This window comes from Gilliamella sp. G0441, from assembly GCF_050589305.1.
GTDB lineage: Bacteria > Pseudomonadota > Gammaproteobacteria > Enterobacterales > Orbaceae > Gilliamella.
The window spans coordinates 163,990-178,208 of the sequence record NZ_JBNRJF010000003.1; the positions used below are offsets into that span (position 1 = coordinate 163,990).

Consider the following 14,219-nt stretch of genomic DNA (forward strand, 5'->3'; position numbering starts at 1 on the left):
TTTTAAAACTTAAAATAATAATAATACATCCGCCAATTTTGATTGGCGGTGTTTTTATGATAAAAAATATTTGTTAACTCCAATAATAGACTGTTTTTTGATGAAGATAAAAAAACGCCTTGTAAAATTACTTATTTGGTTATTAATTGTCATATTTACTTTGTTAAGTGTTTTTTTTATCGCTGACTTTTTATTTCCTATATCAATATCAAAAAATAAAACTACACAAACTATTGTCGCTGAAGATGAAACACCTTTATGGCGTTTTGCTGATGAAAATGGTATTTGGCGTTATTCAGTTAATTTAGAAGAGGTTCCTGATTTTTATTTAGAAGTATTGATCAATTATGAAGACCGTTATTTCTATGAACATGTTGGTATAAATCCTGTTTCTTTGATTCGTGCTGCTTGGCAAAATTTTTGTAATGATAGAATTATTTCTGGCGGAAGTACTATATCGATGCAAGTGGCAAGATTACTTTATCCACATGATCGAACTATACTTGGTAAATTGAACCAAATTTTTCGTACTCTACAGCTTGAATTGCATTATAGTAAAAAAGAAATTTTAACCTTATATATTAATCATGCACCCTATGGCGGGACAATTGAAGGTATAGGTGCTGCAAGTTGGACATATTTTGGCAAACAACCAAGTGAGTTAACCCGAAGTGAAGCGGTTTTGTTAGCGGTATTACCGCAAGCACCGAGTCGATTGCGACCAGATAAATATCCTGAGCGTGCAAAGTTAGCTCGAGATAAAGTTTTAAATCGTCTGTCCGAATATAATGTTTGGTCAAAGGACTTGATAGAGCAAGTTAGGCAAGAAGAAGTATGGGTTTATCCCCGTAAAACACCACAGCTAGCACCATTATTATCGTATCGTTTAAAACGACAATATCCTAATGATACTATTATTCATTCAACCATTGATTCAATTCTTCAATACAATCTTGAAGATATGGCAATCAACCGTAAAAATCAATTACCACCAAAATCATCATTGGCTATATTAGTTGTGGACCATACCGATATGAAAGTTAAAGCATATATAGGTTCAGCCGATTTTAATGATAAAGATCGCTTTGGTCAGATAGATATGATTAATGCACTTCGATCACCGGGATCAACCTTGAAACCATTTATTTATGCATTTGCTATTGATGAGGGTATGATCCATTCTGAATCTTTATTGCAAGATGTTCCTCGTATCCATTCAGACTACCGACCTACAAATTTTAATGAAGATTTTCAAGGCCCAGTAAGTGCTTCAGAGGCTTTGAGTAAGTCTTTAAATTTACCGGCAGTACAGTTAATCGAACTTTATGGCCCTAAACGATTTGCGGGTAAACTTGCTGGTGTTGGATTATCTTTAAAATCAATTAATAATACGCCTAATATCTCTTATATTTTAGGTGGAGCTTCATTAAGATTAGATAACTTAGTCAGCGCTTATAGCGCTTTTGCCCGACAGGGGGAAGTTAGTCCGTTACGTTTTACACAAAGTGATCCTGTAGTCAATAAACCGTTTATTTCAGAAGGAAGTGCATGGATCACCAAACATATGTTAGTCAGAAATAATATGCTTTATTATAAAACCGGTACAAGTTATGGATATCGGGATGCATGGGCAATTGGTATTAATCCGCGTTATTTAATTGGCGTATGGGTTGGTCGTCCTGATGGAACCCCTGTAGCCGGTCAATATGGCTCTATTTCGGCAACGCCAATTTTACAACAAGTTGATTCATTATTATTAAATAGGGAATACCGATTAAATCGTTCGTTACCTGTTTCAGTTAAACCTGACTCTGTCACTTCGGAAAAAATATGCTGGCCATCCGGACAAGTATTACCCGATAATGATGTTAACTGCCATCGTCAAAAAAATGCATGGATATTAAATCATATGGTTCCACCAACAATTGGAACATTGACTGAACTTAATAATAATATGTATCATTCTGGCTGGATCAATCTTTGGGTGAATGAGGATGGTAAACGTGTGGCGGCCGATTGTCATGGTGCACAGAAAAAGCAGATTGTACTCTGGCCAATTGCACTTGAAAACTGGTTATTGCCAAATGAGCAAAGACAAGCACTCATACCAGCAATTGATAAAAATTGTCCTATAATTGGTAGAGATATTTTTTCTTCATTAATGATTGTCGGATTACGTGATAGACAGCTAGTTAAATCTGTACCAGGACAAAGTCAACTTTCAATAGATTTATCAGCAGAAGGTGGAGCGGGTGAAAAATGGTGGTTTCTAGATGGAGAACTGGTTGCACAGTCAATAGATGATGAAAAAGTGTCACTAACTATTGCTAGAAAAGGTACTCATCGTTTGCTTTTGATAGATGAAAGTGGGCAGATATCACGAATTAAATTTATATCTGATTAGTAGGAAAATCTAAATATGGCTATTGAAAGAACACTCTCAATTATTAAACCCAATGCAGTTAGAAAACATGTCATTGGTGAGATTGAAACCAGAATTTCACAAGCAAAACTTGATATTGTTGCTTTGAAAATGCTTAAATTAACGAGAGATCAAGCTGAAGGTTTTTATGCAGAGCATAAAGGGAAATCTTTTTTTGACAATTTGATTAAATTTATAATTTCTGGTCCAATTGTCGTGCAGGTATTAGAAGGTGAAAATGCTATCAAACGTTACCGTGATCTTATGGGACCAACGGATCTATCTAAAGCTAATGCCGGTACTTTACGAGCAGATTTTTCTGATAGTGTAACGGAAAACGCTGTGCATGGATCGGATTCTCTAACTTCTGCTGAAAGAGAAATCGCTTATTTTTTTGTAGATAGTGAGATCTTTGGTGGTGAAAACAAATAAACATAAAAAATTACGAAAATACTAGCATAACTTTAAATAAAAAATATGACATTAATTAAATCCAAAAAAACTTATTACTCAACAATTTAAATAATAGTTGGTAGATTTTTGTGAACAGTTGATTTGAACGTCTATGCGGTGTTGTAGCTGATAAAAAGATCTCTAATTAGCGGGCACAAAAAGCTTCATTCTTTTCTCTTCGCTAAATAATTAGTTATTTTTCTCAAGGAGCAGCATTTATTCCTGCTCCACACATAAAAGTAATTATAATTGATTGATTTTATTCTAATCTAAACTAGGTTTGATTATGACTATGGTCAACAATATCAATTTACTTCTAACGGTTTTCCGTCGGCTTCGATATTAATGAATTCCATACCGGTAGGGTTTACCGCCATTATGGCTTTGGCTAATGTTTCATGAAAAACGATATGAAGCGATTCTCTCAATAAAAAAACTAATCTTTGTTCTAAAGGAATTTCATTTAAAATTTTTCTGTCCAAAATGAGTTTTTTTATAAAATATGTTCTTCTAGGCTTTTCATAATCGGATTTATCTTTATCTAAAGCCTCGATTATATTGTCAGAAAGTAGACAAAAATAGTCTTTAATGAGTTTACCTTGTGGGGTTGTTAATTCAGTGTCAATAATTTTAATCCCTTTAGGCTTAAAGCTTTTAATGACATTGGCAATTTTATCGGTAATAAAAATCTCAGGGCCAGACAAAAAATCAGACATAACGGGCTGAGAGGGTATTGTTCCATTAAATTCCAAATTTATTAAAGTGGGGTTTAAGTGATCATCACGATTGGTTATTCGAATCAATGGATAGGCTTGGTCTGATTTTCTCTGTATAAAATAATAATTTTCCATGTTTTATTTCTCTTCAAAGGGTTGTATTTTTTGGGGGGATATAATAGATTTGCTGATTGTTGGTTAAAATAGTAGCATGAAGTATGTTTTCTGAAGCGTTTATTTTTGTAATTATTTTACCTATCTATTATGTTTTCCAAAGTTTTGAATAACAAAATAGATAGAAGATTGGATTTATTCTCCTTCTAAATGCTCTCTGTTGATATATTCATGAACGCTATTTGTTAGTCATATAACTGTTTAAATTGCGCTAAATGATAGGCTAATATTTGGCTCAGTAATGGCTTAAATATGCCAATCTTCTACTTTAATAAATTTTAAACCAGTTGGTTTAACAGTCATTAATGCTTCAACTATAGATCGGTGATAAAGCATTATTGTGTGATCTTCTCCTAATTTAAAAATTAATCTTTCTTCTAACGGAATATTTTTTAAAATATTTTCATCAAGCTTAAATTTATCGATAAAATAGCAATCATCCCCTTCGTCGAATTTAGAGTTTAGTTTATCCATTGCATTAATAATATTATAAATATGTATATAAAAGTAATCCTTAAAAATATCACCTTTATTACTTGTAATCATAGCTGGAATTAGTTGAATTCCAAATATATTGAGTGAAGACAATATTTTTTTTAACTTATCTGAGATTACTGATTCAGGTTGGGAAAAATAATCACCAATGACTGGGCTGGCAAAATAGGGTTCACTAAATGTAAATTCCATCACTTTCGGTTTGAGAATTTTTTCATTTTCGTAATCATATAGATATTCTTCCGTATGTTCCGAATCAGGATCACACATAATTAAAGGATAGGCTTTATCACCTGCTCGATCAATAATATAATATTCAAACTCGTCATTTGTACTATTCATGTTTCATATTCCTTATATCTAATTTTTATCAGTTTGTTTTTATTATAACATTTAGTCTGATTTTCAAAAAAATCATATTTGTAAATTAATTTATATTAAATTAAATAGCTTCTTCCAAATCTTTTATTTGGCTGAGGGGGTGGGTCTCAATAACCACATTTACTTTTTTGAGTATCAAATCCGTCTGGGTGAGTGTAAATAGAAGTGTTCTATAAATTCAGATAATTTATTGCTTACTACTTATAAGACTTATAAGACATTTTTAATATAACTTTAATTTATAAGCATCTAAATAATCGTTATTTATTTCCCTCGATTCTTTATTGATAAACTTAAATCCATATAAAGTCCAAAGGGGGATAATAACAATGAAATTTTTCTTCGGCAAAGAGCAAGAATTTATCCTGCTCTTTTTGTAATGGTAATGAAGTTTATTTTTTAACTAAATTTCATCATTCAGATAAAAATCAATTCATGGATATTTTTATCCTATTTATTTCAGTTGGATTAATATCTTCAAATCTTCACTAAAATTAAAAATACCAATCTTCCACTTTTGTAAATGAAACTCCTTCAGGGTTAACCGCCATAATAGCATTAACAACGGTCTTATGGTAAAGATGTATAGATGAATCTTCATAAAGTTTAAATACTAATCGTTCAACTAATGGAACATTTTTTAACACATTTTTGTCAAGTTCTAAACTCTCAATCCAAAGTAATAGATCTGGATCGTAATCATCTTCTGTATATTCAGATTTTTCTCTATCGACAGCTTTTAGATGATTATAGATATGTATATAAAAATAATCTTTTAAAATGTCTCCAGTATTGGTCTCGATTTCTGCCGGTATGAGCTGTATTCCTGTAATGTGCATACTGTTTAAAACATCAGCTATTTTACTTGAAACAATACTTTCAGGTGAAGGAAAATAATCGCCAATTACAGGTTTTTTGGGAATGGGATCACAAAATTTAAAATGAGTTAATTCAGGATTTTCAATTCTTGTTTTGCTTAGAGTATACATCATAGTGTGCCTGGAGTCATCTTGAGGACCGATTAATGGATATGCTTTATCTCCTGCTCGGTCAATAATGTAATATTCAAACTCGTCATTTGTACTATTCATGTTTCATATTCCTTATATATATTTAATTTTTATCAGTTTGTTTTTATTATTATAACATTCAGTCTGATTTTCAAAAAAATCATATTTGTAAATTAATTTATATTAAATTAAATAGCTTTTTTCAAATCTTTTATTTGGCTGAGGGGGGTGGGTCTCAATAACCACATTTACTTTTTTGAGTATCAAATCCGTCCAAGTGACTGTAAATAGAAATGCGCTATAAATTCAGATAATTTGTTGCTTACTACTTATAAGACTTATAAGACGTTTTTAATATAACTTTAAGTTATAAGCATCTAAATAATTGTTATTTATTCCCTTCGATTCTTTATTGATAAACTTAAATCCATATAAAGTCCAAAGGGGGATAATAACAATGAAATTTTTAACTAAGTCACTGTCGGTAGCTGCACTAATCGGCTCATTATTGGTTTCAAGTTCGGCTTATGCTGATCGTCTTGATGATATCGAAAAAAAAGGGGTAATTAAAATTGCGGTATTTGATAGTAATCCACCCTTTGGATTTGTTGATGAAAAAACGCATAATATTGTCGGGTTAGATGTGGATTATGCCAATGAAATCGGTAGAGCTTTAAAGGTAAAAGTCGAACTTGTACCGACTAATCCTGCCAATCGTATACCATTATTAACTTCACAAAAAGCCGATTTAATTGTGGCTAATTTTACCGTAACAGAGGAGCGTGCCAAAGCGGTCGATTTTAGCGTGCCTTACTTTGCTACAGGTCAAAAATTTGTGGCAAAAAAAGGGGTATTAAAATCGCCGGATGATTTAAAAAATCTTCGTATAGGCGCCGATAAAGGTACAGTAATGGAAATTACTCTACGTGAGAAATATCCTACCGCTAAAGTAATTTCGTATGATGATACGCCGTTTGCGTTTGCAGCATTACGTAATGGGGTAGTGCAAGCTATTACGCAAGATGATGCTAAATTAATTGGTTTACTTGCCAATGTGCCAGAAGAGCAACGTGCTATTTTTGAAATTTCACCCTTTAGTATTACGCAAGAATATCAAGCGGTTGGCATTCCTAAAGGCGAAACTCGTCTAAAAGATAAAGTGGATAAAATCTTGTTAAATCTTGAAACAGACGGTGAAGCGGTGACGATTTATAATCGTTGGTTTGGACCCGAAACAACGTCAGCAATGCCACGTGGTGATTTTAAAATCGGTAAAGGTCAATAAATAGATGTTTGAGCAATTACTTGAACCACGATATTTGTGGTGGTTGTGGGACGGTTTTTTAGTGACGCTTGCGATTTCGTTATTAACCATAATATTGTCAACCGTACTGGGTTTTTTGTTAGTCATTGCTCAACAAAGCCATGTCAAAATCATCAAAGGAGTAGTAACAACCTACAATGCTATTTTTCGTTATTCGCCTTTATTACCGCAACTGTTTTTTTGGTATTTTGGTGTCGGTAATTTGTTGCCTGTTGAATTTAAAGTGTGGTTATTTGATGAGCCCCAAATTAACCTCTTTTTTTTAACGTTAAAAATGCCTTCTTTTGAGTTTATTATTGGTCTAATAGCTTTAACTTTTTATTCCAGTGCTTTTATTGCTGAAGAGTTTCGTTCTGGTATTTTAGGCGTGTCGAAGGGACAACAACAAGCGTCTTTAGCATTGGGGTTAACGTGGTGGCAAAGTATGCGGTTTATCATTTTACCACAAAGTGTGCGCATCGCTTTTCCGCCATTAATTGGGCAATATATGAATATTATCAAAAATTCATCATTAACCATGGCTATCGGTGTGCTTGAGCTTTCCTATGTTTCTCGTCAAGTCGAAACGGAATCATTAAAGACGTTTCAAGATTTTGCTATTGCAACAATGTTATATATTTTAGCCATTGCGATAGTTGGAACGCTAGGTAATATTTATCAAGCAAGTCGATTGCAAATAAGCAAAGGATAGTCAGTTATGGATCTTATGGGATTTGCTGTTATTTGGAATAATCTGGGTTACCTGATGTGGGGTAACTTTCCTGGTGGCATATTTTTGACATTATTAATGAGTGTTATTGCAATTATTTTTTCTACCATTTTAGGCATCTTAGCCGGTATTGGTTTGACCGTGCTGAAAGGTGCAGTGCGTTGGTTACTCATCACACTTCTTGCTTTTTTGCGAGCAATCCCAGTCATCATGTTAATTTTTTGGACTTATTTTTTATTACCTGTGATTTTTAATATTGATGTGCCAGCTATTGCGACCGTGATCTTTGCTTTATCATTAATTGGAGCTGCTTATATTGGTCATTCGGTTTATGCAGGTATGATTGCAATTGCTAAAGATCAGTGGCAAGCCGCTTATTCATTGGGACTGAATAAAGCGCAAGTCATTATCTATATTATTTTACCACAAGCATTAAAAATGATGTTGCCGTCGTTTATTAATCAATGGGTTTCACTAATTAAAGATACTTCGTTAGCTTATATCGTTGGGGTTGCTGAGTTCACTTTTGTTGCAACACAAATTAATAATCGAAGTATGGTTTACCCCACTGAGATTTTTCTATTTGTTATATTGATCTATTTTATGATTTGTTTTGTACTGGATATATCGATTTCAAATATAACTAAAGTGCATATATCAAAATCAATTCAGAAGAATTAGTAACGCTTTACCTTTACTTATTAATCATTTTTATTACAGTTGAGATACTATTATTGTGAAAGATTCTAACATTAAGGTTTTTTTAAGGTAGTTTATTTAAATTGAAAGAATGAATAATTAATTTAGCTAAACATTTCATGTGGCATGATATTAATACAAAACTTTTTTTATTAATTAACGCATCTGAACATGCATCGAAGTCCTTTATTTATTTTGCTATTTTTTGTGCTAATTATCTCATTTATCTACCTATTATTGTTCTTGTCGTCTATTGGTTTACCAAACCGTTATCTAGAACCTTGATTATTAAAGTCTTTATGACATTGTTGCTTGCCTTGTTGATAACGTTTGTTATTCGACATTTATTTTATTCTCCACGGCCTTTTGCTCTAGAAATCGGTACTAATTATTTGCATCATGAAAAAAATAGCTCTTTACCCAGTCAACATGCAGTATTTATAGGGGCAATTTGCTTTTCGGTCTTGTTTAATTATCAACATAAATACAAAAAATTAATACTATTGTTTACTGGTATTGCGATTCTTATTTGTTGGAGCCGTATCTATTTAGGCATTCATTGGCCTCTTGATATTGTTATTGGATTTATCATCAGTGGATTATCAGCTTTTATTGTAAAAAAGATTTGGATTTTATTTTTTAAAAAATCTGCATATAAATAGTTTTAAATTTGGTCTTAACCTAAAAAATAAAATTACACTTAAAATGTGTTTGTTATAAAAATCAAAGCGTATAATAAAAACTAACCATTGGTTAGAATCATGAGATTGTCAATAGGATAAACCTTAATGAAAATACTTATTGTAGAAGATGATAGTCTATTACAAAAAGGGCTTTTTGATGGCATAACTTCAAATGGGTATGTTTGTGAACTTGCCTCTAATGGCAAGCAAGCTGAAGAACATTTACAGTTCGGTCAATTTAGCCTGATTATTCTGGACTTAGGTTTACCTGATTGTGATGGTTTGGATCTTCTAACTCGCTGGCGTAAGAACCAAATTGATACACCTGTTCTGATTTTGACAGCAAGAGATACGATAGAAGACAAAGTGGAAGGTTTAGATCTTGGCGCTGATGATTATTTAATTAAACCATTTGCTTTAACCGAATTATTAGCAAGGATAAGAGCATTAATTCGCCGTAATCAAGGCACGGCGGATAATCATATAAGTTATGGTGCAATTACGATTGATATCAAACAAAAAAATGTAATGCTCAATCAACAAGAAGTGATCTTAACGCCTAAAGAATTCATCGTTTTGTCTCGTCTAATGTTGAAGGCTGGCGAAAAAGTCCATCGTGATTTATTACAGAATGATTTGTATGATTGGCAAAGTGATCCAAGTTCCAATGTACTTGAAGTTTATATACATGGATTACGTAATAAATTAGGAAAAAACTTTATTAAAACAGTCCGTGGATATGGCTATCAATTGAGTGATGGACATAAATAACCCTTTTATTATTGCAACTTAAAAATTATGATCAGTAAATCACTTAGCAATATACGTCAAAGTATTCGATGGAACCTTTTTTTTACTTTGGGTGCTATCATGCTAATTTGTCAAATTATTACTGTTTTTTGGTTATGGCATGAAAGTAAAGAACAAATTGATGTTTTAGTGAATTTAACCTTGAGTCAAAACAAAATTGATGAAGTGGTTGAACATGAGGAATTAGAAGCGATATTTGCATTGTTTTGTTCCGCTTTTTCAATGATGATCGTAACATTATTTCTGGCGTATAAAGCAATAAAATGGATTACAAAACCTTTAGAAGTGCTTGAAAAAGATCTAAATGAACGAACCGAAGACAATCTGAGTTCAATCGAACCAATCAGTAATATGCGAGAAATTAAATCTATCACGACAGTACTCAATAAATTGTTTGTTAGATTGAGTAATACTCTTGCTCAAGAGCGTCTTTTTACGGCTGATGTTGCGCATGAAATGCGAACTCCCCTGGCAGGAATACGTCTACATCTAGAATTATTAGAAACAACGCATCATATCGATTGTCATGAGTTGATTGAACGCATTGACCGCTTAGTCAATACTGTCGAACAGTTATTAATGCTTGCCCGGGCTAGCCAAAAATTCACCGTAGGGCATTATCAGAATATCAATTTTCATGATGATATTATGCTTCCTCTTTATGATGAACTTAATGAATTAACACAACAAAAAAAACAAAATCTTCAATGGGTTATCGATGAAAGCGATCTTGTTTTTAGTGGTGATGCTACATTAATTCGATTGTTAATACGTAATTTGGTTGAAAACAGTTATCGATACAGTCCGGAAAAAAGTAAAATTCTTGTCAGCTGCTATAAAGATAATAGAGATATCATGATTACCGTAGAGGATGAAGGTAGTGGAATTGATGAATCTAAGAGTGAAAAATTGACGCAAGCCTTTTTTCGAATGGACCGTAAACATGGTGGGATAGGGCTTGGTTTAAGTATTGTTAACCGCATTACTAAATTGCATCATGGTCTTTTCACCTTAAGAAATAGAAAAGACCATTCTGGCACCATCGCTAAATTAAGACTTAGCGATTCACTTCATCAACAAGATTCTTAATAAGATTATTATTGGGATTTTCTTTGATTAATGATTTCAAAAATCGATGCCATGTGCGTTCAATTTTTGCTTTGGCAAAATAGGGGAGATAATTAGCAATCGGGATAAACGTGGAATTGCCGATATTATCTATAATAACAAGCCGACTTTTCTGTTCTGAAATATGCTGAAATAATATATTTTTGCTTTTTATCGTCATTGTGATAATTCGATTGTTGAGCAAAGCTGTTTTTAATGCTTTTAACAAATCAATCAATTCATCATAATATTGTTGCGTCAATTGTTGGTCAGCAAGATATGTTTCTAGTGGTGTAGAGGTTTTACCATCATAATTACGAATCAATTCGAAAAGATGTCCTTCACCAAAATTTGTTTGAACAGGGCCGTAATATTTGGCTAAGGCATCCCATGAGATATTGCGTTTAATAAGATGTTTATAATAGGCAATTTCGCGGTTGGTTTCTTGTTCCGCCCCATCATTATAGTTGACTTTAATACATTGATCCGGATTAGTCGGATGGTGATAGCACTTTCTATGTAAACCTTTGCTTATATAATCTTTATCGGTAAGTTGAATTATCTGAGTCATCTAAAATAACATGATTGAATAAAGTTAGTTTTAAGTTTAACAGCAAGCGTTTTTACTTGCTATAATTTTTTATTACAAGTTCTAGCGCTTTTTCTATATTTCTGTATAATATTGCAACCCACGTTACAACAGTGTTCTTCCCAACACTGTTTTCGGTTGTCAAGGTTAATATAGCAACTCGAAGGGGTTAGTTACTTAATCATTGCAATCTAAAAGTGTAAATAAATCATTTGATTTATTAACGTGAGATTAATTAAAAATTGGATAAATACGAATGAGTACTTTTTCAGCTAAACCAGAAACAGTTAAACGCGACTGGTATGTTGTTGATGCAGCAGGTAAAACGTTAGGTCGTTTAGCTACTGAGATCGCAAGCCGTTTGCGTGGTAAACATAAAGCAGAATATACACCACATGTAGATACAGGTGATTATATTATCGTTATCAATGCAGAAAAAGTTGCTGTAACAGGCAAAAAACGCACTGATAAGATCTATTATCGTCATACTGGTTACATCGGTGGACTTAAAGAAGCGACTTTTAAAGAAATGATTGAACGTCATCCTGAACAAGTCATCGAGATTGCTGTAAAAGGCATGTTACCGAAAGGTCCTCTTGGTCGTGCAATGTACCGTAAACTTAAAGTTTATGCTGGTAGCGAGCACAATCATGCGGCACAACAACCGCAAGTATTAGATATTTAAGGGGATAGAAGATGGCTGATAATCAATATTACGGTACTGGTCGCCGCAAAAGTTCTGCTGCTCGTGTGTTTATCAAACCAGGTAGTGGAAACATCGTTATTAACAAACGTTCATTAGAGCAATACTTTGGTCGTGATACTGCTCGTATGGTTGTTATGCAACCTTTAGAGTTAGTTGAAATGACTGACAAACTTGATCTTTACATCACTGTTAAAGGTGGCGGTATTTCAGGTCAAGCGGGTGCAATTCGTCACGGTATTACTCGTGCATTAATGGAATATGATGAAACTTTACGCTCTTCATTACGTCAAGCGGGCTTTGTTACTCGTGATGCACGTCAAGTTGAACGTAAAAAAGTGGGTCTACGCAAAGCTCGTCGTCGTCCACAATTCAGCAAACGTTAATTGCAGACGTTACAAAAATATTTCAAAAACCCAGCACTGTCTGGGTTTTTTTATAAATGAATTATTGCTTTCTATCATTATTCAACAACAATACTAACTTTTATTTTTGTATAAGTTATTAGAAAAAACAAATTCATCAGCACCAGATTATTTTTTTACCAAAAGGCACTTATTTTATTATAGTTTTTGTCATAAATATGATTATTTAAATAATCGTGATAAGAAAATTAATTTTTTTTAACAATTTTGTTATCCAATTTGTTAGAATAGTAATCCTCTAAACTAATTTTCAATTTTGCATATTTGGAGTGAACATGGTTGTCGCTGTTAATAAACGTTCTGTAATGACATTATTTTGTGATACAACAGACATCTATGGCCATCAGATTCGTTTTGTTTTGGCAGAGAAAGGTGTAACTGCTGAAATTGAGTTTGTGACTGCAGATAATTTACCTCAAGAGTTATTGGATCTTAATCCATATGGTTCAATTCCTACATTGATTGATAGAGATCTTACGTTATACGAACCTCATATTGCGTTAGAATACCTTGATGAACGTTTTCCTCATCCACCTTTAATGCCTGTTTATCCGATTGTGCGAGCTAATTCTCGATTAACGATGTATCGTATCAAAAGGGAATGGTATAGTGCATATGAAACCATCATAGCTGATCCAAATAGTAATGCAGCTAAAGTTGCTCGTAAAAATCTACTGGATGATTTAGTTTCCATTTCTGTGATGTTTAAAGAAAAAGACTATTTTATGAGTGATGATTTTACGCTATGTGATTGTTATTTTGCTCCTTTACTTTGGCGATTACCAATTCTTGGTATTGAGTTACCTAAAGTTGCGGAAAAAAATTACTTAGCCTATATGGCACGAATTTTTGAACGTCCAGCTTTTATTAGTTCATTAACTGATGAAGAGAAAAAAATCAGAGCATAATAATATATTTATTAATATTTTATTATGTGATTTAAGAAGGTAATCTAAATGGATACAAACCAAATGACTGCTCGACGCCCTTACTTATTTAGGGCGTTTTATGATTGGATTGTTGATAATGAACTTACTCCATATATCGTGGTAGATGCTTCGGTATTTGGAGTTCTTGTACCGCAAGAGTTTGTTAAAGATAATCAGATCGTTTTAAATCTTGCACCACATTCCGTTGCACAATATATGGCAACAAATGAAAAAATTGAATTTAATGCGCGATTTTCGGGTGTGTCACAACATATTGTTGTGCCGATGTCAGCAGTAGAAGCAATTTATGCTCGTGAAAATGATGCGGGCATAGTATTTGAAGACGAACCTGAATATAAACAGCAACGCGAAACCAATATTCAGCAATCTGATAATGTCGAGAAAAAATCAACAAACCCATTCCGAGTAGTGAAGTAATAATTTACCCCAAAAACTTGGTGATAAATTTAGTTGAACAGTTGGTTAAACATAAAAAGTGATGATCAACTGTTTATTCCCACCTAATAGTGTATATTTATTTCATTAATCGGGATATGATATAGCAAATTAAATCATATTCCCGTTTGAAT

General features: G+C 32.9%; 16 protein-coding genes. 12 read left to right on the forward strand and 4 right to left on the reverse strand.

Annotated elements, in window-relative coordinates; all coding sequences use genetic code 11:
• Positions 1-100: 100 nt before the first annotated feature.
• Together pbpC and ndk are read left to right on the forward strand one after the other, a co-directional pair.
• Positions 101-2,404, forward strand: a complete 2,304-nt coding sequence (gene pbpC, locus ACKJXD_RS04255) for a penicillin-binding protein 1C (protein ID WP_430875630.1) — start codon at positions 101-103, stop codon at positions 2,402-2,404.
• 15 nt (positions 2,405-2,419) lie between these two features.
• The gene (ndk, locus tag ACKJXD_RS04260) at positions 2,420-2,854 is read left to right on the forward strand and encodes a nucleoside-diphosphate kinase (RefSeq protein ID WP_430875631.1); all 435 of its coding nucleotides are present in this window, start codon (positions 2,420-2,422) and stop codon (positions 2,852-2,854) included.
• Positions 2,855-3,180: 326 nt separating this feature from the next.
• On the opposite strand, the gene ACKJXD_RS04265 is transcribed toward ndk, so the two are convergent.
• The 3 genes from ACKJXD_RS04265 to ACKJXD_RS04275 all read right to left on the reverse strand — a co-directional run bounded on the left by ACKJXD_RS04265 (position 3,181) and on the right by ACKJXD_RS04275 (position 5,732).
• Entirely contained in the window at positions 3,181-3,726 is a 546-nt protein-coding gene (locus ACKJXD_RS04265) for an imm11 family protein (protein ID WP_430875632.1), read from the reverse strand.
• Positions 3,727-4,011: 285 nt separating this feature from the next.
• Positions 4,012-4,602, reverse strand: a complete 591-nt coding sequence (locus ACKJXD_RS04270) for an imm11 family protein (RefSeq protein WP_065563112.1) — start codon at positions 4,600-4,602, stop codon at positions 4,012-4,014.
• A 533-nt stretch (positions 4,603-5,135) separates the two neighbouring features.
• A complete protein-coding gene (locus ACKJXD_RS04275; RefSeq protein ID WP_430875633.1) occupies positions 5,136-5,732 on the reverse strand; it encodes an imm11 family protein in 597 nt (198 codons plus the stop codon).
• Positions 5,733-6,108: 376 nt separating this feature from the next.
• Between ACKJXD_RS04275 and ACKJXD_RS04280 the strand changes: the two genes are divergently transcribed.
• The 6 genes from ACKJXD_RS04280 (at position 6,109) to pmrB (ending at position 10,965) form a co-directional block, all read left to right on the forward strand.
• Complete coding sequence (locus ACKJXD_RS04280; protein ID WP_430875634.1) at positions 6,109-6,936, forward strand: ABC transporter substrate-binding protein; 828 nt, start codon at positions 6,109-6,111, stop codon at positions 6,934-6,936.
• A gap of 4 nt (positions 6,937-6,940) precedes the next feature.
• The gene (locus tag ACKJXD_RS04285; RefSeq protein WP_430875635.1) at positions 6,941-7,666 is read left to right on the forward strand and encodes an amino acid ABC transporter permease; all 726 of its coding nucleotides are present in this window, start codon (positions 6,941-6,943) and stop codon (positions 7,664-7,666) included.
• A gap of 6 nt (positions 7,667-7,672) precedes the next feature.
• Positions 7,673-8,365 (forward strand): amino acid ABC transporter permease, encoded by a 693-nt coding sequence (locus ACKJXD_RS04290; protein ID WP_430875636.1) that lies wholly within the window; start codon positions 7,673-7,675, stop codon positions 8,363-8,365.
• 137 nt (positions 8,366-8,502) lie between these two features.
• Entirely contained in the window at positions 8,503-9,045 is a 543-nt protein-coding gene (locus ACKJXD_RS04295) for a phosphatase PAP2 family protein (RefSeq protein WP_430875637.1), read from the forward strand.
• A 126-nt stretch (positions 9,046-9,171) separates the two neighbouring features.
• Positions 9,172-9,837 carry a two-component system response regulator PmrA gene (pmrA, locus tag ACKJXD_RS04300; protein WP_294827869.1) on the forward strand — a complete coding sequence of 222 codons (666 nt, stop codon included), beginning with the start codon at positions 9,172-9,174 and terminating at the stop codon, positions 9,835-9,837.
• Positions 9,838-9,936: 99 nt separating this feature from the next.
• The gene (gene pmrB / locus ACKJXD_RS04305; RefSeq protein ID WP_430875638.1) at positions 9,937-10,965 is read left to right on the forward strand and encodes a two-component system sensor histidine kinase PmrB; all 1,029 of its coding nucleotides are present in this window, start codon (positions 9,937-9,939) and stop codon (positions 10,963-10,965) included.
• Here the strand turns inward: pmrB and ACKJXD_RS04310 are convergent.
• On the reverse strand, positions 10,934-11,554 hold the full coding sequence (locus ACKJXD_RS04310) for a YrbL family protein (protein ID WP_430875639.1): 621 nt from the start codon (positions 11,552-11,554) through the stop codon (positions 10,934-10,936). The two genes, pmrB and ACKJXD_RS04310, sit on opposite strands and share 32 nt — an antisense overlap.
• Before the next feature lie 274 nt (positions 11,555-11,828).
• Here ACKJXD_RS04310 and rplM point away from each other — a divergent pair, with 274 nt between their 5' ends.
• From rplM to ACKJXD_RS04330, 4 genes are all read left to right on the forward strand, one after another.
• A complete protein-coding gene (rplM, locus tag ACKJXD_RS04315) occupies positions 11,829-12,257 on the forward strand; it encodes a 50S ribosomal protein L13 (protein ID WP_034901369.1) in 429 nt (142 codons plus the stop codon).
• 11 nt (positions 12,258-12,268) lie between these two features.
• Positions 12,269-12,661 carry a 30S ribosomal protein S9 gene (gene rpsI, locus ACKJXD_RS04320; protein ID WP_034901366.1) on the forward strand — a complete coding sequence of 131 codons (393 nt, stop codon included), beginning with the start codon at positions 12,269-12,271 and terminating at the stop codon, positions 12,659-12,661.
• 314 nt (positions 12,662-12,975) lie between these two features.
• Positions 12,976-13,608, forward strand: a complete 633-nt coding sequence (locus ACKJXD_RS04325) for a glutathione S-transferase N-terminal domain-containing protein (RefSeq protein WP_220216841.1) — start codon at positions 12,976-12,978, stop codon at positions 13,606-13,608.
• A 48-nt stretch (positions 13,609-13,656) separates the two neighbouring features.
• On the forward strand, positions 13,657-14,067 hold the full coding sequence (locus ACKJXD_RS04330) for a ClpXP protease specificity-enhancing factor (RefSeq protein ID WP_430875640.1): 411 nt from the start codon (positions 13,657-13,659) through the stop codon (positions 14,065-14,067).
• Positions 14,068-14,219: the final 152 nt, after the last annotated feature.

What these genes read in the sequence shown, in the direction of transcription:
- pbpC (WP_430875630.1), top strand. Translation starts at nt 101, where the DNA reads ATGAAGATAAAAAAACGCCTTGTAAAATTACTTATTTGGTTATTAATT.
- ndk (WP_430875631.1), top strand. Translation starts at nt 2,420, where the DNA reads ATGGCTATTGAAAGAACACTCTCAATTATTAAACCCAATGCAGTTAGA.
- ACKJXD_RS04265 (WP_430875632.1), bottom strand. Translation starts at nt 3,726, where the DNA reads ATGGAAAATTATTATTTTATACAGAGAAAATCAGACCAAGCCTATCCA.
- ACKJXD_RS04270 (WP_065563112.1), bottom strand. Translation starts at nt 4,602, where the DNA reads ATGAATAGTACAAATGACGAGTTTGAATATTATATTATTGATCGAGCA.
- ACKJXD_RS04275 (WP_430875633.1), bottom strand. Translation starts at nt 5,732, where the DNA reads ATGAATAGTACAAATGACGAGTTTGAATATTACATTATTGACCGAGCA.
- ACKJXD_RS04280 (WP_430875634.1), top strand. Translation starts at nt 6,109, where the DNA reads ATGAAATTTTTAACTAAGTCACTGTCGGTAGCTGCACTAATCGGCTCA.
- ACKJXD_RS04285 (WP_430875635.1), top strand. Translation starts at nt 6,941, where the DNA reads ATGTTTGAGCAATTACTTGAACCACGATATTTGTGGTGGTTGTGGGAC.
- ACKJXD_RS04290 (WP_430875636.1), top strand. Translation starts at nt 7,673, where the DNA reads ATGGATCTTATGGGATTTGCTGTTATTTGGAATAATCTGGGTTACCTG.
- ACKJXD_RS04295 (WP_430875637.1), top strand. Translation starts at nt 8,503, where the DNA reads ATGTGGCATGATATTAATACAAAACTTTTTTTATTAATTAACGCATCT.
- pmrA (WP_294827869.1), top strand. Translation starts at nt 9,172, where the DNA reads ATGAAAATACTTATTGTAGAAGATGATAGTCTATTACAAAAAGGGCTT.
- pmrB (WP_430875638.1), top strand. Translation starts at nt 9,937, where the DNA reads ATGCTAATTTGTCAAATTATTACTGTTTTTTGGTTATGGCATGAAAGT.
- ACKJXD_RS04310 (WP_430875639.1), bottom strand. Translation starts at nt 11,554, where the DNA reads ATGACTCAGATAATTCAACTTACCGATAAAGATTATATAAGCAAAGGT.
- rplM (WP_034901369.1), top strand. Translation starts at nt 11,829, where the DNA reads ATGAGTACTTTTTCAGCTAAACCAGAAACAGTTAAACGCGACTGGTAT.
- rpsI (WP_034901366.1), top strand. Translation starts at nt 12,269, where the DNA reads ATGGCTGATAATCAATATTACGGTACTGGTCGCCGCAAAAGTTCTGCT.
- ACKJXD_RS04325 (WP_220216841.1), top strand. Translation starts at nt 12,976, where the DNA reads ATGGTTGTCGCTGTTAATAAACGTTCTGTAATGACATTATTTTGTGAT.
- ACKJXD_RS04330 (WP_430875640.1), top strand. Translation starts at nt 13,657, where the DNA reads ATGGATACAAACCAAATGACTGCTCGACGCCCTTACTTATTTAGGGCG.